Genomic DNA, 21,680 nt, shown 5'->3' on the forward strand with positions numbered 1-21,680 from the left:
CCGTGAACTTCGATGCCTTCATGCGTTTCCGCTCCTCTCCCAGCCAGGAAAGATTAGCCGAAAACTCCAGCTTCAAACGGTCCAGTTTTCAGGGGGCAGAGCAGCCAGCCGAAGCTCCCCTGCCCCACCCTTGCCCTGCCTGTCCCGGCCCGAGGGCACTAGGAACTGCGCGACGTTTCCCCGGCGCCCTCAGCGGCCCCGCGAGGATCGCGCGAGTTCCCGTGCGAGATCGACGAAGACCTTGAAGGCCGCCGGCGGATTGCGTCGACTGGGATAATATAGGCAAAGCGGCGCCAGCGGTGGCGTCCAGCCGTCGAGAACACGCACCAGGCGCCCCGTCTCGATATCGTCCCGCACGTCCGACTCCATGAAGAACCCGATACCCAGACCATCGAGCACGGCAATGCGCGCGAGACTGGCCTCGTCCAGCGTGATCGGCCCCTCGACATCGACCTGCACCGGCTGCCCCTCGGATTCGAATTGCCAGCGAAAGAGCGCGCCGTTCGGCAGGCGCGTGCGGATGCAGGCATGCGCCATGAGGTCGGAGGGCACCTTCGGCGGTTCCCGCCCCTCGAAGTAAGCGGGTGTCGCGACCACCGCGTGACGCCGCGCAGGCCCGAGCGGGATGGCGATCATGTCGCTCGGCACGAGGTCTTGGCTGCGCACCCCGAAATCGAACCGCTCCGCCACGATGTCCACGAGGTTGCCTTCGGTCACGAGATCGATCTGCACCCCCGGAAACCTCCGCAGGTATTCGAGGACGAACGGCGCCAGGATCTCCCGGCCCGCCGTGGCGAAGGTGTTGATCCGCAGAATGCCCCTGGGCGTCTCCTGTTGCGACCGGACCGTATCGATCGCGCCGCGAATGTCCTTGAGCGCCGGGCTTACCTGATCGACGAAACGTTGCCCGGCGGCGGTCAGCGACACGCTGCGGGTCGTGCGATTGAAGAGCCGCACGCCGAGCTGCTCCTCAAGCTTCGAGACCGCGCTGCTGAGCGCGCTCGTGGACATTCCCACATCCAGCGCCGCGGCCCGGAAAGATCCCCTCCGGGCGATCGCCAGGACCGCGTCGAAATCGGCCAGCTTGTAGGTCGCCATTATCCCGAGAACCCAAACTCCACGTCCAGATTAGTCCCGCTTATCCGCATTGTGTCAAAGCCTTAAATTCGTGCTCAGGGCGCCGGTCCCAATGCGACCCGGAGGGCAAGCCGCGAGATCGGTAGCCACCACTGATGCCTATCCAGAAAGGAGACCCACCATGAGTATCGAACTTCCCGACGTGATCGCCGCCTATTTCTCGGCCGACAAGAAAGGCAACGCACAGGCGATATCCGAATGCTTCACCGAGGACGCCACCGTCGTCGACGAAGGCAACACCTACACGGGCCGCGACGCGATCCGACGATGGATGGCGAACGCTTCCACGCAATACACCTACACGGTCGAGCCGTTCGACATCGCCGAGGACGGCCAGCGCACGATCGTCACCAGCCATCTCGTCGGCAACTTCCCCGGGAGCCCGGTCGACCTGCGCTATTTTTTCGTTCTCCGCGGCGACCAGATCGCCGAACTGGAGATCGTGCCATGAGCCCCTTCCTGACCCTTGAGGGGAAACGGGCCCTCGTCACCTCCGGCACACGCGGTGCCGGAGGAGCGACCGTGTCCCTGTTCAAGGAGCTTGGCGCCGACGTCCTGGCGACCGCGCGGACAAGGCCGCCGGAGATGCCGGAAAACCGGTTCGTGGCGGCAGACCTGACCCGGGCCGAGGGCTGCGCCGAGGTGGCCGAGGCCGTGCGCGAGAGGCTGGGTGGCGTGGACATCATCGTCCACATGCTCGGCGGTTCCTCGGCGCCCGCCGGCGGCTACAGGGCGCTTGGCGAGGAGGAATGGCAGAGCGAGCTCAACCTGAACCTGATGCCGGCGGTCCGCCTCGACCGTGCGCTCGTTCCCGATATGGAGGCACGGGGCAGCGGCGTCGTGATCCACGTCACGTCCATCCAGCGCGAGCTTCCTCTGCCAGAGGCGACGACCGCCTATGCCGCCGCCAAGGCGGCCCTTTCAACCTACAGCAAGAGCCTGTCAAAGCAGGTCTCGCCAAAGGGTGTGCGGGTCGTCCGTGTCTCTCCGGGCTGGATCGAGACGGAGTCCTCGGTCGAACTGGCCGAACGCCTCGCGGCGGAGCACGGGGTCGACGTGGAAGCGGGCAAGCACATGATCATGGAGTCGCTCGGCGGGGTGCCGATCGGGCGCCCATCCAAGCCGCTGGAGATCGCGAACCTCGTCGCCTTCCTCGCCTCCGACCGCGCGGGTACCATCACCGGCACCGAATACGTGATCGATGGCGGCACCGTGCCGACAGTGTGAGGCATCCTATCATTCACCCATTCCTGAACAGGAGACGACTTGTTCGAAGCAGTTCCTTGCGAACGAACTTCTGGCCTGGCCCTCGGATCCGCACGGGTGCTGGACTGGCCACCGGCCACGGCATCCACAATGCTTTCTTGCTGGGCTTGGCCAATCATCTCGAAGATTGAACTGGCCGAAAGAATGACGGGATCGATAGGGTGCCATAACGAACAAACCGTCTGGGCATGCTGAACGCACACCGGAGTCCGAATGAATCTCAAATCCCTTCAGCTTTTTCGCCAGATCGTCCTGACGGGATCACTGGCGGAAGCCTCGCGACGGTTGAACGTCTCCAACTCCGCTGCGAGCCGACTGTTGTCGCTACTTGAAACCGAACTCGATATCACGCTCTTCAGCCGGGAGAAGCGGCAGCTGATCCTTACCGATGATGGGGACACCTTCTACCGTCGGCTGGTCCAGACCCTGGATGGGCTGGACGAGATCCCGAGGCTTGCGAGTGACATTCGCAACCGTTCGCATCGCCGGCTGTCGCTTGTGACCGCGGCGCCGATCGCCCGCACGCTCGTGTCGCCTGCGCTCTCTCGGATGGAAGCCGGAGGGCGATCGATGCAATGTTCGCTCAACGTCGAGACGCGGTTCGACATCGAAAGCAAGGTTGCTGCGCGGGGCTACAACCTCGGAATTATCTCTTTGCCGGTGGAAAACGCGATCCTCGACGTGGACGTGGAGCCGATCCTCGAGGCCCGGAACGAAGTGCTGATGCCGCGCGATCACCGGCTTGCGAGGAAGGACAGCATCACGGTCGAGGATATCGCCGGCGAACGTTTCGTAGCGCTACGGCCAGGGCAACGCTGGCGCGACCGGCTGGATCAGGTCATGGGGCTCGCTGGTCACGAAGCGGATGTCGCGGTCGAGACGAGCTCAAGCATCGTGGCGCTGCAGCTCGTGCGGGATCGGCTGGGCATCACGCTGACCGACCGGGCGTCGGTCGATCTGCAGCACGACGATGAGGCGGTCTTGCGGCCGCTCGCAGACACGCGCCCCGTGACGTATGCGGCCATCCATGCACCGGGGCCGCGCGCACCGCTCGCCACCGCATTCCTCGACGCGGTGAGCGAGGTCATTGAGGCACGTCGGGCAGCAGATCCGGCCGCAGCAGCGATGCTCGAACTGATCTGAGTGCTCAGCCGCGTAGCGCCGCGGCGCGCTTCTCGGCAACATCCGCCAGCCGGTGCGCGATTCCCGCGCTCTGTCCGGTATAGCCGGCAGGATCGAGCAACGTGCGCACCTCCGCCGCGCCGAGGGCGCGGACCTCGGGAACGGTCAGAAGCGTCGTCTCGAGCTCTGCCCCGCTTTCCGCGACATATTCGACCGCGTGATGCACCAGATCGTGCGCGCGCGAGCGTCCCGTGACCGGCGCAAGCGCCATCATCAGACGCTCGGTCGCGACCAGACCACCCGACCGCGTCAGGTTCTCCCGCATCCGGACCGGATGTGTCTCGAGACGGTCGAGGAAACGCGCGAGATCGCGTGCGACGGTCCAACCGAGCGGGAGCGCCGTGTCGAGCACCGAGGACAGCAGATGATTGGCGGCAGCGTCGCCCTCGTGGCTGGGCAATCCAGCCTCGAGGGCGGGCGCGGTCTGAGCCCTGAGGCGGGCGCACTCGGCCTGCAGACGCACGACGTGCTTGGGGTTTACCTTGTGCGGCATGGTCGAACTGCCGACAACACCGACCTCGAGCCTTTCGCTAAGCTCACCGATTTCCTCGGTCATCAGAACATAGGCCTCGCGGGCGATACGTTCGGTCGTCATACCGAACATGCCGAGCTGCATCACGAGCTCGATGAAGAGGTCGTTCACCGTGCGCCCGGGGACAAGGAGCTCACCAAGGTCCAGCTCGTTCGCCAGCGCCGCCATCAGCGCCGGCCCGTCCTCTCCGTAGCCATGAAATGCGCCCACGGCGCCGCCGAACGGCAGCCGGAAGGTGCGCGCCCCGGCGTCGTCGAGGCGGTCGACCGCGCGCGAAAGTTCATCGATCCAGCCGGCGACCTTGAAGCCGAAGGTGATGGGCACGGCGTGCCGACGGTTGGTTCGACCTGCCATCGGTGTCTCGGCATGTTCGCGCGCCAGATCGGCAAGCCGACCGAATGCTTGCGCAAGTGCATCGTCGATACCTGCCCGCGCACGCCTGATCAGCAGCAACCGTCCGGTTTGCATCACGTTCTGCGTCGTAGCGCCCCAGTGCACGTATCGACCGGCCTCGCCGGCGTCTTCCGCAAGGCAGCGGGTCAGCGACAGGATCGGGGCCATCGTAAGCGCGATGGAGGCCCGCAGGCGGTCCTCGCCAATGGCTTCGATGCGGGCATGGCGGGCAATCTCCTCCGCCGCCCAAGCAGGGATCATGCCAATCTCCGCCTGCGCCCGGGCCAGAGCCGCTTCGACATCAAGCCATGCCTGCCATAGCGTGCGGTCTGAAAAGAGCGTCTCGGGGGTAATGTCCTGCAGGTGTTGGTCCTTCATACCGCCAAATCCCTGGTCTGGGCGTCGTCACGCTCGAACCGAGGTGCCGCCGCCAATAGGCGCTTTGTGTAGTCTGTTGCGGGATTGGTCAGCACCTCGTCCGCAGGACCGGCCTCGATTAGCCGTCCGTTCAGCATGACCGCCACGCGGGTCGCGACCTGGTGGACCACCGCCATATCGTGGGTGATGAGTAGGCAGGTCAGGCCGAGATCGCGCTGCAACTGGACGAGAAGGTTGAGGATCTGCGCCTGAACGCTGACGTCGAGCGCCGAGGTGGGCTCGTCGCAGACCAGCATCCGGGGATCAGTCACCAGCGCGCGGGCGATGGCAACGCGCTGGCGCTGACCACCAGAGAGCTGCGAGGGATACGAGTGCAGTAGCCGATCCGGCAGGCGAACAAGCTCCATCATCTCGCACGCCTTCCGGCGGCGGGATCGGGCATCACCCTCGCCGCGAAGCGCAAGCGGACGGGCAATGATCTCAGCCAGCGTGCGGCGGGGGTTCAGCGAGGAATAGGGGTCCTGAAAGATCGGCTGAACGCGGCCCGCGCGATCCATCGGCGCCATGTCAGAAACGCGCGTACCATCGAGGAGGATCTCCCCGGTCGTTGGTGCATCAAGGCCGAGCAGCATGCGCGCGAGCGTCGACTTGCCCGACCCGCTTTCACCTACGAGGGCGAGGATCTCACCACGTTTTACGTCGAGGTTCACGTCGTCGACGGCACGGATCTCGTGCGGTGGACCGAACGGGCCCTTACGACTTCGGAAGACGCGCGTCACGCCCTTCGCCTCGAGCGCGATCTCCTCAACGTCCGCGCGTGCGCGCTCGATCGCTTCGGGCGCATGTTGCGTCGCACGAAGCTCCGCAGCGGCGAGCACGCAGCGACGCCAGTGATTGGAATCCCCCCTGACCGGCGGAACGCTTTCCTGGCACTCGGGGCGGGCCTGCGGACACCGGGGCCCGAAAACACAGGCCTCCGGCCGCGCATAGAGCGACGGCACCGTGCCCGGGATCGCCTCCAGCTTTCGCGCAGGCCCGTCAGTCCGCGGGATCGCCCCGAGAAGCGCGCGCGTGTAGGGATGCCTCGGCATATGCAGCACTCGAGCAGCATCGCCGGCCTCGACGACTTCGCCGCCATACATGACAGCGACGCGGTCGACGTTGCGGGCAACCACGGCAAGATCGTGGGTGATGAGGATCATGCCCATCCCCATCTCGCGACGCAGGTCCTCGAGCAGTTCCATGATCTGGGCCTGGACGGTCACATCAAGCGCCGTCGTCGGCTCGTCGGCGATCAGCAGGTCCGGCTCCATCATGAGCGCCATCGCGATCATCACGCGCTGGCGCTGGCCGCCCGAAAGCTGGTGGGGATATTGCGCCATCCGCGCCTCAGGTTCGGGAATGCCGACCCGGTCCAGTAGCTCGATCGCGCGTCGGCGGGCAGCAGAGGCCGTTAGCTTGCCGCCGCGGACGCTCGCCTCCGTCAGCTGCCGCCCGATCCGGTAGACCGGGTTGAGCGAGGTCATCGGCTCCTGGAAGATCATGCCGAGCTTCGGGCCGAGGTAGTCGCCTGCGAAGGTCGCGTCGTCCAAGCCGCCTAGGTCCACATCGTCGAAGCGAATTGCACCCGCCCCCATCCGTGCGCGCCGCGGCAAGAGCCGCATCAGCGCAAGCGCGGACATCGACTTGCCCGAGCCGCTTTCCCCGACGATGCCGAGACTCTCGCCCCGATCGAGGCTGAGCGAGACGTCCCGGACCGCATGAAGGGGGCCGGCGGGCAGGTCGAGTGTCACCGAGAGATTGTCGATCTCGAGCATGGGCATATCAGTTCCTCCCGTCGGGCGAGGTCACGTCGCGCAGGCCGTCACCGAGAAGGTTGGCGCCGATCACGAGCGCGAAGAGGCAGAGGCCGGGCAGCACCACCAGCCAGGGGCGGTAGAACATCGACTGCTTCCCCTCGGCGATCATCAGGCCCCAGGACGGCATCGGGGGCTGTATGCCCACACCGAGGAAGGACAGGCTCGATTCCGCGAGGATCGCAATGCCGAGTTCGAAGGTGAAGATCACGATGATCGAACTCACGAGGTTGGGCAGGATTTCGTGCCGGATGACCTGCCCCGGCGTCGAGCCCGCGGCCTGCGCGGCGGCGACGAAATCGAGGCTCCGGATGCGCTGCGTCGCGGCTCGGGTCACTACGAGGTAGTAGGTCCAATGCAACACGCCGACGATGCAGATCACGACCCATACGGACGGGCCGATGATGAAGACGAGCGCCATGGCGAGCAGGAGACCCGGCAACGCGAGCTGCGCGGTTAGAAGGAAGCTCACCGCATGATCGATCCAGCCGCCAAAATAGCCGGCGGTGACGCCGAGGGTAACGCCGATCAGCATGCCGATGCTGGCGGCCCCGAGGCCGATCATCAGCGAGATGCGGGCGCCGTAGATAAGCCGGCTGAGATAGTCGCGGCCGTTCTGGTCGGTGCCCAGCAGGTATTCGGCGTTGCCGCCCTCGGACCAGACAGGCGGCAGCATCCGTGCGCTGAGCGACTGGGCGAAGGGATCGTGCGGCGCGAGAAGCGGAGCGAAGATCGCGGTCAATATCAGCAACAAGATGATCGTGCTGCCGATGAGTAACCCGCCGTGCCCGTATGCCCGGGTCAGGGCGAGGCGGCGCGGCGTCGGAGGCAGCGCCTCGCGCCTATCGTCGGTAGCGGCGACGGCGCTGCGCGCGGCATGGGGCTGCGTCGGGTCGGTCTGTGCGGGGTCTGCGTCAGTCATGGTCATCCGATGCGGATCCTCGGGTCCAGCGCTGCGTTCATGATGTCGGCCAGGAGGTTCATGGCCACGAAGACGAGGGCGAAGACGAAGATCAGCATCTGCACCGTCGGAATGTCCGAGCCGAGAATCGACTCGAGCGCGAGGCGTCCCAGCCCGTTGATCGCGAAGATGCTCTCGGTGATGACGGAGCCGCCGAACTTCTGCCCGAGTTGCACGGCCAGAACCGACACGACCGGCAGGATGGCATTGCGCATCGCGTGTCGGGTCAGCAGCGGCATGCCGCGAAAGCCCTTGGAGCGGGCGGTACGGATGTAATCGCTGTCCATCACCTCGATGAGCCCGGTGCGGGTGAGACGCATGACGGCGGGAACCGAGCTTGCCCCGAGAACGAACGCGGGCAGAACGAAGTGCAGCCACGTGTCGTCGCCCGAGACGGGGAAGATCGGGACCGTCACCGCGAAGAGAATGATCATGATGAGGCCGAGCCAGAAGTTCGGCACCGCCTGCGCCGACACCGCGACGCCGAGCGCGAAACGGTCGGCCCATGAATTGGGCTTGAGCGCAGCCAACGCGCCGAGCGGTATCGAGATCAGGATGGTCACCGACAGGGCCGAGAGTGCCAGTGCAATGGTCGTCGGCGCGCGAGAGGCGACGAGTTCGGCAACCGGCTTGTTCCAGTAGTAGCTTTCGCCGAAATCGCCGGTTAGTACGCCGCCGAGCCAGTCGAAATAGCGAGAGGCGAGCGGCCGGTCGAGGCCATGTGTCTCGCGGATCTGCGCCAGCATTTCTGGCGTCGCGTCTTCCCCGGCGATGGCGTAGGCTGGGTCGGTGGCAACGTTCAGCAGAAAGAACGTCGCCAGCGACACCGTGAACGCCACCGCAAGCGCCAGCGCGCCGCGTTGCAGGATGTATCTGAACATGAGGTCTCCTCCCCTCGGACGTCCCGCGCCGGGGCCGGCGCGGGAGCCGTCCTACTTCACTTCCACGACGACTCGTCGAGGCGCGGCAGCCCGTCAGGGCTGAGCGGGAAATCGAGTTCGGGGTTCACAAGGTAGTTCTGCGAATACGAGAACAGTGGCGCCCAATACGCCTGCTCGGCGATGGTCGTGAGCGCTTCTTCGTAGAGCCTCTTGCGTTCTTCCGGATCGGCGGTCTTTTCGGCGGCGAGCACGGTTTCCGTCAGTTCGCCATCCCCGGAGAGGTTGCGGTCGCTCTCGGAGGAGAAATGCACGCGCGCGATGGCGGCGGTGTCGGCAGTACCGCCGGAACCCCAGGTTCCGAAATAGGCCGGGATCTCCTGCTGCGCGCGCGCCTGGTTCAGCGAGGCGAGCTTGACGTAGCGCAGGTTCACATCGATGCCGACCGCCTCGAGATCGGCGGCAATGGCCTCGGCCGCCGGCTTGTCGCGGTAGGCCCAGAGATCCATCCGGAAACCGTCACCGTAGCCAGCCTCATCAAGCAGGGCTCTAGCCTTCTCGGGATCGTAGGGATACGCCGGGATGTCCTCGGTGCAACCGAACTGCGCTGGATGGCAGGGCGTGTGGATCGGCTCGGACGAGCCGCCGATCAGGAACTTCGACATCTCCTCGCGGTTAAGCGCGTGATTCACAGCCTGCCGCACCTTCACGTTGGTCAGCGGGCCTTCCTCGTCGGTGTAACCTGCGGCATCGAGCACGAGAAAACCGACGCGAAGATCCGGCCCGGAGAGGTGCGTCGCCTGCGGCGTATTGCCGAGCGACTCCGCGACATCGAGCGGCACCTTGAACATCCAGTCGACGCCACCGGACATGAGCTCGGCCTGCTGCGTGCCGATGTCGGGCAGGTTCCGCACGACCACGTTTTCGATGGCGGGACGTTCGCCCCAGTAGTCCTCGAAGCGCTCCAGCACGACCTCCTGTCCCGGCTCGAACGCTACGACCTTGTAGGGGCCTGCGCCGATCAGGTCGGACGCCATCGCACTCTCGTCGATGCTGCCGTCATCAGCCTCGTAAGCGCCCTCGGGACGCAATTTCACCCGCTGCGCCATGTCGCGAAGCACAAGCGGGTAGACCGACTTGAGGTGAAACCGCAGCGACAGATCTCCCGTCACCTCGACATTGTCGAGCCAGCGCTCGATCGTGCCCTTGGCCTGGGCTTCGCTCTCCTCCGAGACGATCCAGTTGTAGGTGTAGGCCACGTCCGCCGCTGTGAGTTCCGATCCGTCATGAAACGTCACGCCCTCGCGCAGGGTGACGTCGAGCGTGGTGTCGTCGACCCAATTCCAGTCGGTGGCGACGGCCGCACCGAATTCCTGTGTTTCGGGGTCGAGCTCGAATAGAGTGGCGTCGGTCAGCTCCGCCATGATGATGTATTCGCGCTTGGTCGTATAGTTGTAGTCGAGGTTCAGGATTTCCTCGGCAAGTGCGACGCGCAAGGTGTCGTCCTGCCTTCCCGCCTCTGCAGCGTCTGGCAAGGCACCGGATAAAGCGGTGCACAGGGCGGTTAGGGCAACGGTAGTTCTCAGCATATCACTCCTCCCAGAGCTGATGATGCCGAGACCCTACGGCGGCGCAGGAGATGTATAAACTGCAATGATTGGATAAATAGTTGCAAAAATTCGAACTATAGACCGCTCTCTTGCGGCCTCAGCCGCGACAGTTGCCGAACTTTCCGGAAGCTTCGCGCCTCTGAAAGCGATGGGATACAAGAGAATTTCACGTGCGTCTGCAGCGCGTTCACGGGGCGGCGCGCCGCCGAGAGCCGTGCCGCGTCGGAAAGGGCAATGGTGGCCTCTGCCAGTTGTTCGGGCGTGTTCCTGAGCGACGTGCGCTTCGCCTTGCGAGGCAGAAGGCTGCGGCCGCGCCGGATCGAGGCGAAGCGCTAGCGCACGCCGGCGGTGACGGTCGCCGGGCCTTGGCCCGCCGCAAGCACCAGTCGCACCCGCCGCTGGCGCGCCGCATCGGCCTTCACCGCGTTCAGCAGCAGGCCGGCGACCGTATCGGCGCCCGGTTCGACCAGGTTCTTCCTGCTGACCGCCGTGCCCGCCATCGCGACCTCCCTAGGAGGGATGCCGGCGGTGGCCGTCACCGACGGCGGCCCTCAATGCGCGATCCGGATACAAGAGGGGCGCCCACGAGGGCGCCCTGCATGTTGTTGAAGCCAATGTTGGCCGGGTTTTCGAGGCGTCTGGCCACATACCTGATGCGGCTCGAGGCCCTGCGAATTGCTCAGGAACCTGGCTTCGCGGGATCTTTGCCCCGGTTTCGAGGCAGCCTTGCCCCGATCTACACGCTCAGTGCGTCCAGGTCGTCCGGCGGTCGTGGGCAAAGTTCTCGGCGTAGCCGCGGGCCCGCACGTTCGGGCGGCGGACCTTGGGGTCGAAGACCTGCGCGTCGATACCGTGCTCGCGCGCGTATTCCAGCGCCTCTTCCTTGGTGTCGAAGCGCAGCTTCACCTGGGCCTGCGTGTCGTCGGAGGAGGTCCAGCCCATCAGCGGATCCACCTCGCGCGGGCTCTCGGACACGTAGTCGAGGACCCAGTGCTTCGTGCGCCCCTGCCCCGAGGACATGGCGGTCTTGGCTGGCCGGTAGATGCGTGCGCGCATGGTCACCTCCTGATCGATCCCCTGCTATATCGGGCATCAGGCGCTCGCGGGCAAGCCTTTGAACCGATTGAATTGTCGCAGAAGGCGGGAACCGCAAGCGGCGGTCGGTCGGCTGGATCCCGAGGGGAGCGAGGGGTGGGTGTGTCCGGAGCGCCATCCGGCCAAACGCCTGCTTGCGGGCAAAAACTACCCGGCGCGTCGCAGGCCCCGCAACCGGCAAATCCGGTCAGTGCCGGCGGCAGCACTTCGCCTTGCGATGAACGACGCAGCGTAAGCGACTGAGTGCCTTTCGGAAAAGAGGCAGACCGCGACACTTTGCACCGTCAGATCAAAGCAACAGATCGACGAGCGCCCCCACTTCAGTTGCCGGCCAAACGGGCATGTGTCAGGGCAACCGGACACTTCACGAAGCCGGCGACTGTCACGCCTGCAGCCAGGTCACAAGCGCCCCGGCGTCGGCCGAGACACGGATCCGCGCTTCGTCTTCCAGACCATAGCCGCTCGCCGAGAGCTGGAACATCCGCATCATGCCGTAGCCGGTATCGCTGCTGACCAGGTAGCCGCGCCGCACCCCGCTGCGCTCGGGAAACTCGGAGAAGATGAAGGCATAGCCGCGGAAACGCACCACCGGCGTGTGGTCGAAATCATGGTGCCGCAGGTCCCACAGCGTCGGGCGCCGTGCGCCCAGCCGCGGGTCCGAAATCAGGTGACGCGTCGCCGCCGAAAGGCTCTCTCGGTCGACCACGCCCTCCGCGATTCCGTAGCTGAACTCGAGGCCGTTCTGCGATCTTGCGAGGCAGATCTCGATCCGCCCGCCGGGCCCGGCCGCAAAGGTGCGTTCGGTTCCGGGAACCGCCTCCCAAGGGTCACCGACCTGCAATTCCTCTCCCGGCATAAGCCGCTCCCTCGTCGTTCTGAAATGTCACCACAGAATGACCGACAAATCAAATCCGGCCCGCGCAGCGCGCCTTCCACGCGGCCGCGGGATGAAACATAAATGGCCTCAAGATGTCCCAGGGGACGCCGAGCCCTTGATCCCCGCGCGCCGCGCTTCAATCTAGGGGACAGGAACAAGGAATCCCCGATGCCCTACGCCCACTCCGACAAGTCCGAGCCCATCCTGCACGCCGCCGCGCCCGACGTGGCGACGCGCGAAAAGCTCGAGGGCGGCAAGCGCTTTGTCATGCACACGGAATACGCCCCGGCGGGCGACCAGCCGACAGCCATCGCGGAACTGTCACAGGGGGTCATGGAGGGCGAGCACAATCAGGTCCTGCTCGGCGCCACCGGCACGGGCAAGACCTTCACCATGGCCAAGGTGATCGAGGAAACCCAGCGTCCCGCCATCATCCTGGCCCCCAACAAGACGCTGGCAGCGCAGCTATACGGCGAGTTCAAGCACTTCTTCCCCGACAATGCGGTCGAGTACTTCGTCTCCTACTACGACTACTACCAGCCCGAGGCCTACGTGCCGCGCAGCGACACCTTCATCGAGAAGGAAAGCCAGATCAACGAGCAGATCGACCGCATGCGCCACTCGGCCACCCGCGCCCTGCTCGAACGCGACGACGTCATCATCGTGGCCTCGGTCTCGTGCATCTACGGCATCGGCTCGGTCGAGACCTACGGCGCCATGACCCAGGACCTGCACGTAGGCTCTGAATACGACCAGCGGCAGGTCATGGCCGATCTCGTCGCTCAGCAGTACCGCCGCAACGACGCCGCGTTCCAGCGCGGCAGCTTCCGGGTGCGCGGCGACACCCTGGAAATCTGGCCCGCCCACCTCGAGGATCGCGCATGGCGCCTGTCCTTCTTCGGCGAGGAGCTGGAAGGCATCACCGAGTTCGATCCCCTGACGGGCGAGAAGACCAGCAACTTCGACCGCATCCGCGTCTACGCGAACTCGCACTACGTGACGCCCAAGCCGACGATGCAGCAGGCCGTCATCCAGATAAAGAAGGAGCTGCGCCAGCGGCTTGACCAGCTCGTGGGCGAGGGCAAGCTGCTCGAAGCGCAGCGGCTCGAGCAGCGCACCAATTTCGACATCGAGATGCTCGAGGCCACCGGCGTCTGCAACGGGATCGAGAACTACTCGCGCTATCTCACGGGCCGGGCGCCGGGCGAGCCGCCCCCGACGCTCTTCGAGTTCATCCCAGACAACGCCATCGTCTTTGCGGACGAATCCCACGTCTCGGTTCCGCAGATCGGGGGCATGTACCGGGGCGACTACCGGCGCAAGTTCACGCTGGCCGAACACGGCTTCCGCCTGCCGTCCTGCATGGATAACCGCCCGCTGAAGTTCGAGGAATGGGACGCCATGCGCCCCCAGTCGGTCTTCGTCAGCGCCACGCCCGCCAACTGGGAACTGGATCAGTCGGGCGGCGTCTTCACCGAACAGGTCATCCGCCCGACCGGCCTGCTCGACCCGCAGGTCGAAATCCGGCCCGTCGAGATGCAGGTCGACGACCTGCTGGACGAGATCCGCCGGGTCTCCCAGGCGGGCTTCCGCACGCTTGCCACCGTGCTGACCAAGCGCATGGCCGAAGACCTGACCGAATACCTGCACGAACAGGGCATCCGCGTGCGCTACATGCACAGCGACATCGACACCATCGAGCGGATCGAGATCCTGCGCGACCTCCGGCTCGGCGCCTTCGACGTGCTGGTGGGCATCAACCTTCTGCGCGAGGGGCTCGATATCCCCGAATGCGGGCTCGTCGCCATCCTCGACGCCGACAAGGAAGGTTTCCTGCGCTCCGAGACCTCGCTGATCCAGACCATCGGCCGCGCCGCGCGCAACTCCGAGGGACGTGTGATCATGTACGCCGACCGGATGACCGGCAGCATGGAGCGCGCCATCGGCGAAACCAACCGCCGCCGGGAAAAGCAGATCGCCTACAACGAGGAACACGGCATCACGCCCGCCACGATCAAGAAGAACGTCGAGGACATCCTCGCCGGGCTCTACCAGGGCGACGTGGACATGAACCGCGTGACGGCCAAGATCGACGACAAGCACGCCGGCGCCAACCTGCAGACCATGCTCGACGGGCTGCGTACCGACATGCGCAAGGCGGCCGAGAACCTTGAGTTCGAGGAAGCCGCCCGCCTGCGCGACGAGATCAAGCGCCTCGAGGCCGTGGACCTCGCCGTCGCCGACGACCCCCTCGCCCGCCAGCAGGCGGTCGAGAAGGCCTCGGCCGAGGCCACGAAGTCGAAGGGTCGGAGCACCTCCGGCAAGCCGGGCCAGCGCGGCGGCAATGTGAAACGCAAAAGGTAGGGTGCGTGCGAGCACGCACCCTACGGCCTGGCATGGGGGGTCGCGTCCGTCGACCGATGGATCGACGAATAGGGCCATGCCTCCGGGCACGTGACGAACCCGTGTTTCACCGGGCTATGCCAGCAATACTGGACGTGCGCCGCGTAATCCTCCGCGTTTCGGATATGGTGCTCCCAATAGCGCCGCTGCCAGATTCCGCGCTCCATCCGGGCCACATGGCTCGCACGCAGCGGCCCCTTCGGCAATCCGCGCGAAAATCGCGACTTGATCAACCGCCAGCGCGTCGGGAAATCGCGATCCCCCTCGGGCAGGGTCCAGACGCAGTGCATGTGGTCCGGCAGAACCACCCAGGCGTCGACGGCGAAGGGGCGCTCGCGCCGCGTGGCAACGACGGCCCCACGCAAGCGGTCGATCTCACGCACCAGCAGATCCGACCCACGCTCGGCCAGTGTCACGGTAAAGAAGATGGTCGCGCCAGGCGCCCGCGGTCGGATGTAATTCGGCATCCCCCAAGAGGGTCCGAAACAACGTTAAGACCACCCTCACGTAGGGTGCGTGCTCGCACGCACCCCATAAAACAAACACAAAAAAACGCGGCCCCTGCAGGGACCGCGTCGCATCTCTCCGGAAAACCGGAAGAAGGCTTCAGAGCAGCTCGAGGTTCGTCGCGCTCTCACGGCCGTCACGACCGGATTCCAGATCGTAGGACACTTTCTGGTTGTCGGCGAGGCCGGTGAGGCCCGAACGCTCAACGGCGGAGATGTGCACGAACACGTCTTTGCCGCCCGTCTCGGGTGCGATGAAGCCGAAGCCTTTGGTGGTGTTGAACCATTTCACAGTGCCGGTGGCCATGTGTGTTTTCCTTTTGTCGGTACCGCTCGCGGAACTGCAGCGGCTCGGCATAGCGCGTCCTGGATCGAATGACTGCGTGCCGGTGAAGGAAAACAGGGTCGATAGAAAGTCTAAGCCCCTCCCAAGTGACAGGTTTGCAGCCATCTGGCAAGGGGAACCTCGCGACGCTCAGCCTGCCCGCGCGGGACAATCCTGACAGGCGGTTAACGCGAGCAGCCAAGCCCTTGGAATCGTTCGATCCGAAAAATGTCCCGGCCCGGGACACCCTCAGCCCGCGCCCTGATAGACCTCGAGAAAGGCCGGACGCCCGCCGTAGCCCCAGACCCTCACGAGGATATAGGCCGACCCGTACTGCCGCATCTGGGCCTCGATCTGCGGGTTTCCCCCGCCCGCCGCATAAAGCTGCGGAATCGCCTGCCGCGCGCCTGTCGAGGTAAAGAGAGGGTCCCACCCGTCCTCCGGATGCGCCCTTCCGAAGCGGTGGAAATTCGCCCGGTCCTGCTGGAGAAAGGCATCGAGCGATCCCAGCCGCGCGCCGCTCGAATTGAAAAGATCCGGCCCCGCGATCAGGGTGTAATACTCGGCCAGCAACTGCTGTGCCCGCGCGCCCGAAGCGCCCGCCAGCACAAGACCGGCCGTCAGAATCAGGATTCGAAACATATTTGCCTCCCGGCACAATGGAATGCCGGAAAGCTACCCTGCCCCGCGGAAGTCACAAAGTCCGGAATCCCGCCTTCGGGCCTCAGGTGCCCGCTTCGACCATCCGGGCGATCTCGGTCGCCCATTTCCCGACGATGGGCAGGAACTCCACCTGCGCCAGAAGCCACAGCATGACCGACAGCAGCACCGTGGCGCCGATGACCGTCCCGAGGCCCATGGCCACCCCGCGGATGAAGTAGAAGTACATCATCCGGTACCACCGGGTGTGCGCCCGGAAATAGTTGTGGGACCGGATCCGCCCGAGCTCCATCCGGAGTTCGTGAACCTCGGTTCTCAGAATTTCTGTTTCGGTCGGCATGAACGTCCCGTTGGTCTGCGCCTGCGTGGCGCGCCGGGCCGTCCTACCATGTTTGCGGGCCGGGTGCGCCCTCGATCCGCCCACGAAGATTCGGTGTGACCCAACCGCCATACCGCCCGCCGGGCTGCGGCAAGGCCGCCGCCCCGCCGACGCGGCAGCTTTCCATCGACAGCGCCGACAGCGCGATATGCCCGCGCAGGGACTTGTAGCGCCCGCGTGCTTCCGGGTGATCCCAGGCCGCGCATTCCGCGGTCACGCCCGCGGCTCTCAGTGTCCAGTAGTAGGCCTGCGCGCACCAGGCGCAGATCCCCTCGCCCGGCAGCGCCAGCAGGTCCGCCCGCAGATCCTCGAGCGGCAGGTAGTAGGTCGGCGCCTGCCCCCGCTTGAGCACGCGGAGCCCCCAGACCGTCCGCAGGATATCCACGCCGCCCAGCCGGACCACGATCTCGTCGGGCACAGGCTCGATCAGGGGCGTGATGGGATAGCTTTCGACATTTTCAGGTGTCAGTGGCATGAATCCGAAGGTAGCGCCAAGCGCAACACCTTCTCAATGAAGACCGCCCGATCCGTGCTTGAGGATCACCGGAACGATGAGTTCTTCCTCATCTTCGAGGTGCCTGCTCAGAAGTGCGTCGAAATCGAGCAGCTCCTCGCGGAAGGCCCCTACCTCCACCTGGCCCCGCAACACGCCGTTCGCCCCGGTCGTGAAACGCTCCAGCAGCCCGTCCATAGCGTGGTGGTCCTTGTCGAGGATGGAAAAGCCCCGCTCCAGCGACCGCTCCATCCCCGAAAGCACGGGGAAATAGTGCATGTCCTCGATCTGGTGATGGCCGTGAAGCTGCTGCACGAGCATGCCGCCAAAGCGCGACAGCCGCGCCTTCTGGGCCTCGACATCCATCTTGCCGTCCATGACCGCCTCGGAATCCTCGTTCAGCGCCGTGGTCAGCTTGCGGAACATCAGGTGCCGGTCGAGCCAGAATTCCACCAGCCCCGAGAAGTTGGCATGCGCCTCCCACTCGTCGCGCGGATAGCTTTCCAGCAACGCGCGCAGCGCGTCCGGCAATCCCGCGCGTGACCTCAGATCCAGCTCGTCCATACCTGCGCCTTTCTCATCAGGGAGTTCACCGAATGATGGCATCCGGTACGCCGCGGTCAAATCACGGCGCCTGTGCCTTTCCGCACGCCCATCGGTTGTGCAAATCGGTCAAAAGCGATGCATTCCGCCCTTCCTCGTTCAAACTCCGGCCATAATTTCCTGCTATCCATCCTCACCGGCCGCAGAAAGGGCCTCAGACGGTCCCCTCCCCACAGAACGTTCCGGACGGATCAGCCCAATTGCCATGTGTGTGGCCCCTGTCGGGTCACCGGCGGGCCCCAACCAAAACGGTGAGGATCTGAAGTTGCGTTACCTGATCGCGGAAACCACCTGGGAAACGATGTCTCTTGCTGTCGCGCTTGCCAACAACGGCACGCTGCTGACTCGGACCGACCGGCCCGAGGACATCCCACATTATCTCGAATGCGGCGCGCACGACCTGATCGTGCTCGATTCAGCAGCCCTGGCCACCCAGGTCCGGCTTTCGGCGCTTTCGGTTCTCGCCCGCCGTACCCCGATCTGCGTGCTCGCACGCAAGGCAACCTCCGCGCAGGTCGCGAAGTGGCTCGACAACGGGGCCGCCATGGTCATCGACGCAGCCACCGACCCCGAGGAAGTGGTCGCGCGCCTGCACGCCGTGGCCCGCCGGGCACGCGGCATCTCGCACGGCGAGATAGACTACGGCCCGCTGCGCATCCGCCTGAAGGAACGGCGCGCCCAGATCGGTGCCGCGACCCTCTCGCTCTCGCCCAAGCTCTACGAGATCCTCGAATACCTCGCGCTGCGCCCGGGCACGCTCGTCACCCGCGACGCCCTGCTGAGCCACATCTACGGGCTGGAGGATGAACCCGCCCCCCGAGTCTTCGACGTCTACATGTGCAATCTCCGCGCCCACCTCGGCCTGGCCGAGGGCGCCGTCGCCATCGAAACCGTCCGCGGCTCGGGCTACCGCTTCGCGGTCTCGGCCGACGCCATTCCGCAGCGCATCGCCGCCTGATCGCTCGCGCGACACCCGGTGTCGCCCATGCACCAGCGCCCCGCGGCTTCGCCCGCCGGGGCGCCTTTTCGTTGACATGACGCCCTAAGCTGGCAGAAATGCCCGAAAAAATCGCAAGACGGGCGCTGCGGCCATGATCCCATGCACGTCGCCCCGCGGACGAGCAGGAACAGGCCCCATGACACGACCCAGCAGCATCGACGACAGCCTGCGCGAGACCATCATCGCGCAACCCGACATCATCCTTGACGACAAGGACGTGATGCAGGCGCTGATCGACACCAACGAACGGAACATGGGCGGCAACATCGTCGACCTGCGCGGCGTCGCCATGGAGCGGCTCGAAGAACGGCTCGACCGGCTCGAGGACACGCACCGTAGCGTCATCGCCGCCGCCTACGAGAACCTTGCCGGCACCAACCAGATCCACCGCGCCATCCTGCGGATGCTCGACCCGGTCGCGTTCGAGCCCTTCCTGCGCGATCTCGGAGGCGACGTCGCCCAGATCCTGCGCGTCGACGTGATCCGCCTCGTGCTCGAATCGACCCAGAGCGAGGACGACCCCGCCGTCAGCCGTCTGGGCGAGGTCCTCTCGGTCGCCGATCCCGGCTTCACCGACGCCTACATCTCCGCCGGCCGCGAAGCCCCGGTCCGCCCGGTGACCCTGCGCCAGGTCGACCAGGGCGATCCCGCCCTCTATGGCGACAAGGCCCCCTGGATCCGCTCCGAGGCCTGCCTCAAGCTCGACTTCGGCCCGGGCCGCCTGACCGGCCTGCTTCTCATGGGCTCCGAGGACGGCAACATGTTCACGCCGCAGCAGGGCACCGACCTGCTGACCTTCTTCGGCGGGGTCTTTGAGCGGACCATGCGCCGCTGGCTGGGATGACAGCCGCAATCTCCCCCGCCGCGCTTGCCGCGCTCGACGACTGGCTGGCCGGTCAGAGCGCCCTGCGCGGCGCGGCGAAGAACACGCTCACCGCCTACCGCACCGACCTGCTCGACTTCATCGCCTTCATGACCCACCACAAGGGCGAGCCGCAGGGCCTTGCGCCGCTCGCCCGCGTGACCACCTCGGACATGCGCGCCTGGATGGCCCACCTGCGGCGCGACGACGTCGGCTCCCGCTCTGTCGCCCGCAAGCTCTCCGCCGTGCGCGGCTTCTACCGCTGGCTGGCCGACCGCGAGGGGTTCGAACCCACCGCAGTCCTCTCGGCCCGCGCGCCCAAGTTCCAGAAGAAGCTGCCCCGCCCACTGACCAAGGACGCCGCGCGCGCGATGATCGACAGCGTCGAGGTGCAGGCAAAGGACAGCTGGATCGGCGCCCGCGACGCCGCCGTCGTGACCCTTCTCTACGGCTGCGGCCTGCGGATTTCCGAAGCGCTCGGCCTCACCGGCCGCGATCTGCCGCTGGGCGAGGCGCTGCGCATCACCGGCAAGGGCGGCAAGGAACGCATCGTCCCCGTCATTCCCGCCGCGCGCAAGGCGGTCGAGGTCTACCTGCAGCTTTGCCCCTACGAGATGACGCACGACGACGCGCTCTTCCGCGGTCAGCGCGGCGGGCCGCTCAATGCCCGGCTCATCCGCAAGGTCACCGAAAAGGCCCGCCTGCAGCTTGGTCTGCCCGCCACGGCCACGCCCCACGCCATGCGCCACAGCTTCGCCACGCACCTGCTGTCCGCCGGCGGCGACCTGCGCGCCATCCAGGAACTGCTCGGCCACGCCTCGCTTTCGACGACGCAGGCCTACACCTCGGTCGACGAGGTCCAGCTCATGAAGGTCTACGAGGCCGCACATCCCAAGGCGCGCTGAGCTTGCCAGCCGGCGCCGCTGGCCCTATCCCCGGGACAAAGTTGCAAGTTCGGGAGTTCTCGTCATGAAACTGCTCAAGGCCGGCCCCTCGCCCTTCGTCCGCAAGGTGCTCGTGACGCTGCACGAAACCGGGCTCATGGATCAGGTGGAAATGGTGCAGGTCACCGCCTCGCCGCTCGATCCCGACAGCAAGCTGACCAGCGCCAACCCGGTCGGCAAGGTGCCCGCGCTGGTCCGCGACGAGGGCCCGACGCTCTACGACAGCCGCGTCATCTGCCGCTATCTCGATCACGTCGCCGGGACAAAGCTCTACCCGCAGGCCCGAATCTGGGACACGCTGACGCTCGAGGCGACCGCGGACGGCATCCTCGAGGCGGCGGTTCTGATGGTCTACGAAGGCCGCTTCCGGCCGGAAAACCTGCGCTACGACCCGTGGATCGAAGGCCAGTGGGCCAAGGTCACACGCGCACTTGCCGCGCTGGAAGGCCGCTGGATGAGCCACCTCAACGGGCCGCTCGATGCCGGTCAGATCGCCTGCGCCTGCGCGCTGGGATATCTCGACTTCCGCCACGCCGACCGCCCCTGGCGGGCGGCGCATCCCGCCCTTGCGGAGTGGGAAGCCGGGTTCAAGGCGCGGGACTCGATGATCGCCACGCGCCCCGAGTGACGCCTCAGAAGCGCATCGCGATACCGACGTTCAGCGCGTTGGTCTTGATGTCCACGTCCATCGACCCATCGTTGTCGAAATCGACATCGTTGCTCGTGTAGGTGAACTGGTACTCCCCGAAGACGGCGAAGCGGTCGTTGATCGGATAGCTCAGGCCGGCGGTCAGACGCGCGGCCGGGCCGGTCAGCTGATACCCGAAGGTGTCGGAATCACCCGCCGGATACTCCGCGTCCACGTGCGGGACCGAGATCCCCAGACCGCCGCCCACGTAGGGCGTCGCCCCGCCCCAAAGCTCGGGCCAGCGGCGCATGACGTTGGCAGTCAGGATGTTCAAACCGTCGGTGAACTCGAGCCGGTCAAAGCCCAGATCCTCGCGGTCGTCCTTGTCCGCGTAGACTTTGTTATGGCTGAACTCGATGCCATAGCCGATAGTCTCGGACCGCCACCAGGTGCCGCGCACGCCGTAGTAGGGCGGCATCTCGAAGGACTTGCCCTCCCAGCCGAAAAGCTCGTCGTAGCTACCGCCGCCGCCGGGCAGATCGCCGTCGACACGGCTGTGCGGCGCGGTCTGGTAGCCGGTGTAGAACGACAACTCCATTTCCGCTGCCGCAGCACCGGCCGTCGCGGCAACCATGGCCGCACTGATCAACAAGGTCTTCATGTCCGATGTCCCCCGGGGAATTCAGCGGCAAATAAGCATTGCAATGCAGGT

Annotated in this window: 24 protein-coding genes; 8 read left to right on the plus strand and 16 right to left on the minus strand. The window is 65.7% G+C overall.

What is annotated here, in order from left to right:
* Positions 1 to 189: 189 nt before the first annotated feature.
* Positions 190 to 1,098 carry a LysR family transcriptional regulator gene (locus tag C8N44_RS15615; protein ID WP_107977710.1) on the minus strand — a complete coding sequence of 303 codons (909 nt, stop codon included), beginning with the start codon at positions 1,096 to 1,098 and terminating at the stop codon, positions 190 to 192.
* 160 nt (positions 1,099 to 1,258) lie between these two features.
* On the opposite strand from C8N44_RS15615, the gene C8N44_RS15620 reads away from it, so the two are divergent.
* The 3 genes from C8N44_RS15620 to C8N44_RS15630 all read left to right on the plus strand — a co-directional run bounded on the left by C8N44_RS15620 (position 1,259) and on the right by C8N44_RS15630 (position 3,546).
* Positions 1,259 to 1,588 carry a nuclear transport factor 2 family protein gene (locus tag C8N44_RS15620; protein WP_107977711.1) on the plus strand — a complete coding sequence of 110 codons (330 nt, stop codon included), beginning with the start codon at positions 1,259 to 1,261 and terminating at the stop codon, positions 1,586 to 1,588.
* Positions 1,585 to 2,364, plus strand: coding sequence for an SDR family oxidoreductase (locus C8N44_RS15625; protein WP_107977712.1), 780 nt, complete (start codon positions 1,585 to 1,587; stop codon positions 2,362 to 2,364). Before C8N44_RS15620 ends, C8N44_RS15625 begins: the two co-directional genes overlap by 4 nt.
* A 252-nt stretch (positions 2,365 to 2,616) precedes the next feature.
* A complete protein-coding gene (locus C8N44_RS15630; RefSeq protein WP_107977713.1) occupies positions 2,617 to 3,546 on the plus strand; it encodes a LysR family transcriptional regulator in 930 nt (309 codons plus the stop codon).
* Between the two features lie 4 nt (positions 3,547 to 3,550).
* Here C8N44_RS15630 and C8N44_RS15635 read toward each other — a convergent pair whose 3' ends face one another.
* From C8N44_RS15635 to C8N44_RS15665, 8 genes are all read right to left on the minus strand, one after another.
* Positions 3,551 to 4,888, minus strand: coding sequence for a lyase family protein (locus C8N44_RS15635; RefSeq protein WP_107977714.1), 1,338 nt, complete (start codon positions 4,886 to 4,888; stop codon positions 3,551 to 3,553).
* Positions 4,885 to 6,711 (minus strand): dipeptide ABC transporter ATP-binding protein, encoded by a 1,827-nt coding sequence (locus C8N44_RS15640; RefSeq protein ID WP_107977715.1) that lies wholly within the window; start codon positions 6,709 to 6,711, stop codon positions 4,885 to 4,887. Before C8N44_RS15640 ends, C8N44_RS15635 begins: the two co-directional genes overlap by 4 nt.
* A 1-nt stretch (position 6,712) precedes the next feature.
* Positions 6,713 to 7,672 carry an ABC transporter permease gene (locus C8N44_RS15645; protein WP_244641103.1) on the minus strand — a complete coding sequence of 320 codons (960 nt, stop codon included), beginning with the start codon at positions 7,670 to 7,672 and terminating at the stop codon, positions 6,713 to 6,715.
* On the minus strand, positions 7,669 to 8,586 hold the full coding sequence (locus tag C8N44_RS15650; protein ID WP_107977716.1) for an ABC transporter permease: 918 nt from the start codon (positions 8,584 to 8,586) through the stop codon (positions 7,669 to 7,671). The genes C8N44_RS15645 and C8N44_RS15650 overlap by 4 nt, the downstream gene beginning before the upstream one ends.
* A gap of 56 nt (positions 8,587 to 8,642) precedes the next feature.
* Positions 8,643 to 10,079 carry an ABC transporter substrate-binding protein gene (locus C8N44_RS15655; protein ID WP_244641104.1) on the minus strand — a complete coding sequence of 479 codons (1,437 nt, stop codon included), beginning with the start codon at positions 10,077 to 10,079 and terminating at the stop codon, positions 8,643 to 8,645.
* Between the two features lie 446 nt (positions 10,080 to 10,525).
* Positions 10,526 to 10,693 (minus strand): DUF6880 family protein, encoded by a 168-nt coding sequence (locus C8N44_RS23420; RefSeq protein ID WP_158274069.1) that lies wholly within the window; start codon positions 10,691 to 10,693, stop codon positions 10,526 to 10,528.
* 244 nt (positions 10,694 to 10,937) lie between these two features.
* Entirely contained in the window at positions 10,938 to 11,249 is a 312-nt protein-coding gene (locus C8N44_RS15660) for an ETC complex I subunit (protein WP_107977718.1), read from the minus strand.
* A gap of 421 nt (positions 11,250 to 11,670) precedes the next feature.
* The gene (locus C8N44_RS15665) at positions 11,671 to 12,144 is read right to left on the minus strand and encodes a hypothetical protein (RefSeq protein ID WP_107977719.1); all 474 of its coding nucleotides are present in this window, start codon (positions 12,142 to 12,144) and stop codon (positions 11,671 to 11,673) included.
* Between the two features lie 189 nt (positions 12,145 to 12,333).
* Here C8N44_RS15665 and uvrB point away from each other — a divergent pair, with 189 nt between their 5' ends.
* Positions 12,334 to 14,529: an excinuclease ABC subunit UvrB gene (gene uvrB / locus C8N44_RS15670; protein ID WP_107977720.1), complete on the plus strand. Its 2,196-nt coding sequence runs from the start codon at positions 12,334 to 12,336 to the stop codon at positions 14,527 to 14,529.
* Positions 14,530 to 14,549: 20 nt separating this feature from the next.
* Here the strand turns inward: uvrB and C8N44_RS15675 are convergent, their stop codons facing one another.
* The 6 genes from C8N44_RS15675 to C8N44_RS15700 form a co-directional block, all read right to left on the minus strand.
* Positions 14,550 to 15,035, minus strand: a complete 486-nt coding sequence (locus C8N44_RS15675) for an REP-associated tyrosine transposase (protein ID WP_107977721.1) — start codon at positions 15,033 to 15,035, stop codon at positions 14,550 to 14,552.
* A gap of 139 nt (positions 15,036 to 15,174) precedes the next feature.
* Positions 15,175 to 15,381: a cold-shock protein gene (locus C8N44_RS15680; RefSeq protein WP_107977722.1), complete on the minus strand. Its 207-nt coding sequence runs from the start codon at positions 15,379 to 15,381 to the stop codon at positions 15,175 to 15,177.
* Positions 15,382 to 15,648: 267 nt separating this feature from the next.
* Positions 15,649 to 16,041, minus strand: a complete 393-nt coding sequence (locus C8N44_RS15685) for a hypothetical protein (protein WP_107977723.1) — start codon at positions 16,039 to 16,041, stop codon at positions 15,649 to 15,651.
* A gap of 82 nt (positions 16,042 to 16,123) precedes the next feature.
* Positions 16,124 to 16,399 carry a DUF5665 domain-containing protein gene (locus C8N44_RS15690; RefSeq protein WP_107977724.1) on the minus strand — a complete coding sequence of 92 codons (276 nt, stop codon included), beginning with the start codon at positions 16,397 to 16,399 and terminating at the stop codon, positions 16,124 to 16,126.
* 43 nt (positions 16,400 to 16,442) lie between these two features.
* Positions 16,443 to 16,913: a DUF427 domain-containing protein gene (locus C8N44_RS15695; protein WP_107977725.1), complete on the minus strand. Its 471-nt coding sequence runs from the start codon at positions 16,911 to 16,913 to the stop codon at positions 16,443 to 16,445.
* A 33-nt stretch (positions 16,914 to 16,946) separates the two neighbouring features.
* Entirely contained in the window at positions 16,947 to 17,495 is a 549-nt protein-coding gene (locus C8N44_RS15700; RefSeq protein ID WP_107977726.1) for a hemerythrin domain-containing protein, read from the minus strand.
* A gap of 304 nt (positions 17,496 to 17,799) precedes the next feature.
* On the opposite strand from C8N44_RS15700, the gene C8N44_RS15705 reads away from it, so the two are divergent.
* The 4 genes from C8N44_RS15705 (at position 17,800) to C8N44_RS15720 (ending at position 20,968) form a co-directional block, all read left to right on the plus strand.
* Positions 17,800 to 18,492, plus strand: coding sequence for a winged helix-turn-helix transcriptional regulator (locus tag C8N44_RS15705; RefSeq protein ID WP_107977727.1), 693 nt, complete (start codon positions 17,800 to 17,802; stop codon positions 18,490 to 18,492).
* 178 nt (positions 18,493 to 18,670) lie between these two features.
* On the plus strand, positions 18,671 to 19,378 hold the full coding sequence (locus C8N44_RS15710; protein WP_107977728.1) for a DUF484 family protein: 708 nt from the start codon (positions 18,671 to 18,673) through the stop codon (positions 19,376 to 19,378).
* Positions 19,375 to 20,301, plus strand: a complete 927-nt coding sequence (locus C8N44_RS15715; protein WP_107977729.1) for a tyrosine recombinase XerC — start codon at positions 19,375 to 19,377, stop codon at positions 20,299 to 20,301. The genes C8N44_RS15710 and C8N44_RS15715 overlap by 4 nt, the downstream gene beginning before the upstream one ends.
* A gap of 64 nt (positions 20,302 to 20,365) precedes the next feature.
* On the plus strand, positions 20,366 to 20,968 hold the full coding sequence (locus C8N44_RS15720) for a glutathione S-transferase (RefSeq protein ID WP_107977730.1): 603 nt from the start codon (positions 20,366 to 20,368) through the stop codon (positions 20,966 to 20,968).
* 4 nt (positions 20,969 to 20,972) lie between these two features.
* Here the strand turns inward: C8N44_RS15720 and C8N44_RS15725 are convergent, their stop codons facing one another.
* Positions 20,973 to 21,629 carry an outer membrane protein gene (locus C8N44_RS15725; protein ID WP_107977731.1) on the minus strand — a complete coding sequence of 219 codons (657 nt, stop codon included), beginning with the start codon at positions 21,627 to 21,629 and terminating at the stop codon, positions 20,973 to 20,975.
* Between the last annotated feature and the right edge of the window lie 51 nt (positions 21,630 to 21,680).

It is taken from the genome of Allosediminivita pacifica, from assembly GCF_003054175.1.
Classification (GTDB): domain Bacteria; phylum Pseudomonadota; class Alphaproteobacteria; order Rhodobacterales; family Rhodobacteraceae; genus Allosediminivita; species Allosediminivita pacifica.

Coding starts and splice junctions, on each gene's coding strand:
- C8N44_RS15615 (WP_107977710.1), bottom strand. CDS start 1,098: ATGGCGACCTACAAGCTGGCCGATTTCGACGCGGTCCTGGCGATCGCC.
- C8N44_RS15620 (WP_107977711.1), top strand. CDS start 1,259: ATGAGTATCGAACTTCCCGACGTGATCGCCGCCTATTTCTCGGCCGAC.
- C8N44_RS15625 (WP_107977712.1), top strand. CDS start 1,585: ATGAGCCCCTTCCTGACCCTTGAGGGGAAACGGGCCCTCGTCACCTCC.
- C8N44_RS15630 (WP_107977713.1), top strand. CDS start 2,617: ATGAATCTCAAATCCCTTCAGCTTTTTCGCCAGATCGTCCTGACGGGA.
- C8N44_RS15635 (WP_107977714.1), bottom strand. CDS start 4,888: ATGAAGGACCAACACCTGCAGGACATTACCCCCGAGACGCTCTTTTCA.
- C8N44_RS15640 (WP_107977715.1), bottom strand. CDS start 6,711: ATGCCCATGCTCGAGATCGACAATCTCTCGGTGACACTCGACCTGCCC.
- C8N44_RS15645 (WP_244641103.1), bottom strand. CDS start 7,672: ATGACCATGACTGACGCAGACCCCGCACAGACCGACCCGACGCAGCCC.
- C8N44_RS15650 (WP_107977716.1), bottom strand. CDS start 8,586: ATGTTCAGATACATCCTGCAACGCGGCGCGCTGGCGCTTGCGGTGGCG.
- C8N44_RS23420 (WP_158274069.1), bottom strand. CDS start 10,693: ATGGCGGGCACGGCGGTCAGCAGGAAGAACCTGGTCGAACCGGGCGCC.
- C8N44_RS15660 (WP_107977718.1), bottom strand. CDS start 11,249: ATGCGCGCACGCATCTACCGGCCAGCCAAGACCGCCATGTCCTCGGGG.
- C8N44_RS15665 (WP_107977719.1), bottom strand. CDS start 12,144: ATGCCGGGAGAGGAATTGCAGGTCGGTGACCCTTGGGAGGCGGTTCCC.
- uvrB (WP_107977720.1), top strand. CDS start 12,334: ATGCCCTACGCCCACTCCGACAAGTCCGAGCCCATCCTGCACGCCGCC.
- C8N44_RS15675 (WP_107977721.1), bottom strand. CDS start 15,035: ATGCCGAATTACATCCGACCGCGGGCGCCTGGCGCGACCATCTTCTTT.
- C8N44_RS15680 (WP_107977722.1), bottom strand. CDS start 15,381: ATGGCCACCGGCACTGTGAAATGGTTCAACACCACCAAAGGCTTCGGC.
- C8N44_RS15685 (WP_107977723.1), bottom strand. CDS start 16,041: ATGTTTCGAATCCTGATTCTGACGGCCGGTCTTGTGCTGGCGGGCGCT.
- C8N44_RS15690 (WP_107977724.1), bottom strand. CDS start 16,399: ATGCCGACCGAAACAGAAATTCTGAGAACCGAGGTTCACGAACTCCGG.
- C8N44_RS15695 (WP_107977725.1), bottom strand. CDS start 16,913: ATGCCACTGACACCTGAAAATGTCGAAAGCTATCCCATCACGCCCCTG.
- C8N44_RS15700 (WP_107977726.1), bottom strand. CDS start 17,495: ATGGACGAGCTGGATCTGAGGTCACGCGCGGGATTGCCGGACGCGCTG.
- C8N44_RS15710 (WP_107977728.1), top strand. CDS start 18,671: ATGACACGACCCAGCAGCATCGACGACAGCCTGCGCGAGACCATCATC.
- C8N44_RS15715 (WP_107977729.1), top strand. CDS start 19,375: ATGACAGCCGCAATCTCCCCCGCCGCGCTTGCCGCGCTCGACGACTGG.
- C8N44_RS15720 (WP_107977730.1), top strand. CDS start 20,366: ATGAAACTGCTCAAGGCCGGCCCCTCGCCCTTCGTCCGCAAGGTGCTC.
- C8N44_RS15725 (WP_107977731.1), bottom strand. CDS start 21,629: ATGAAGACCTTGTTGATCAGTGCGGCCATGGTTGCCGCGACGGCCGGT.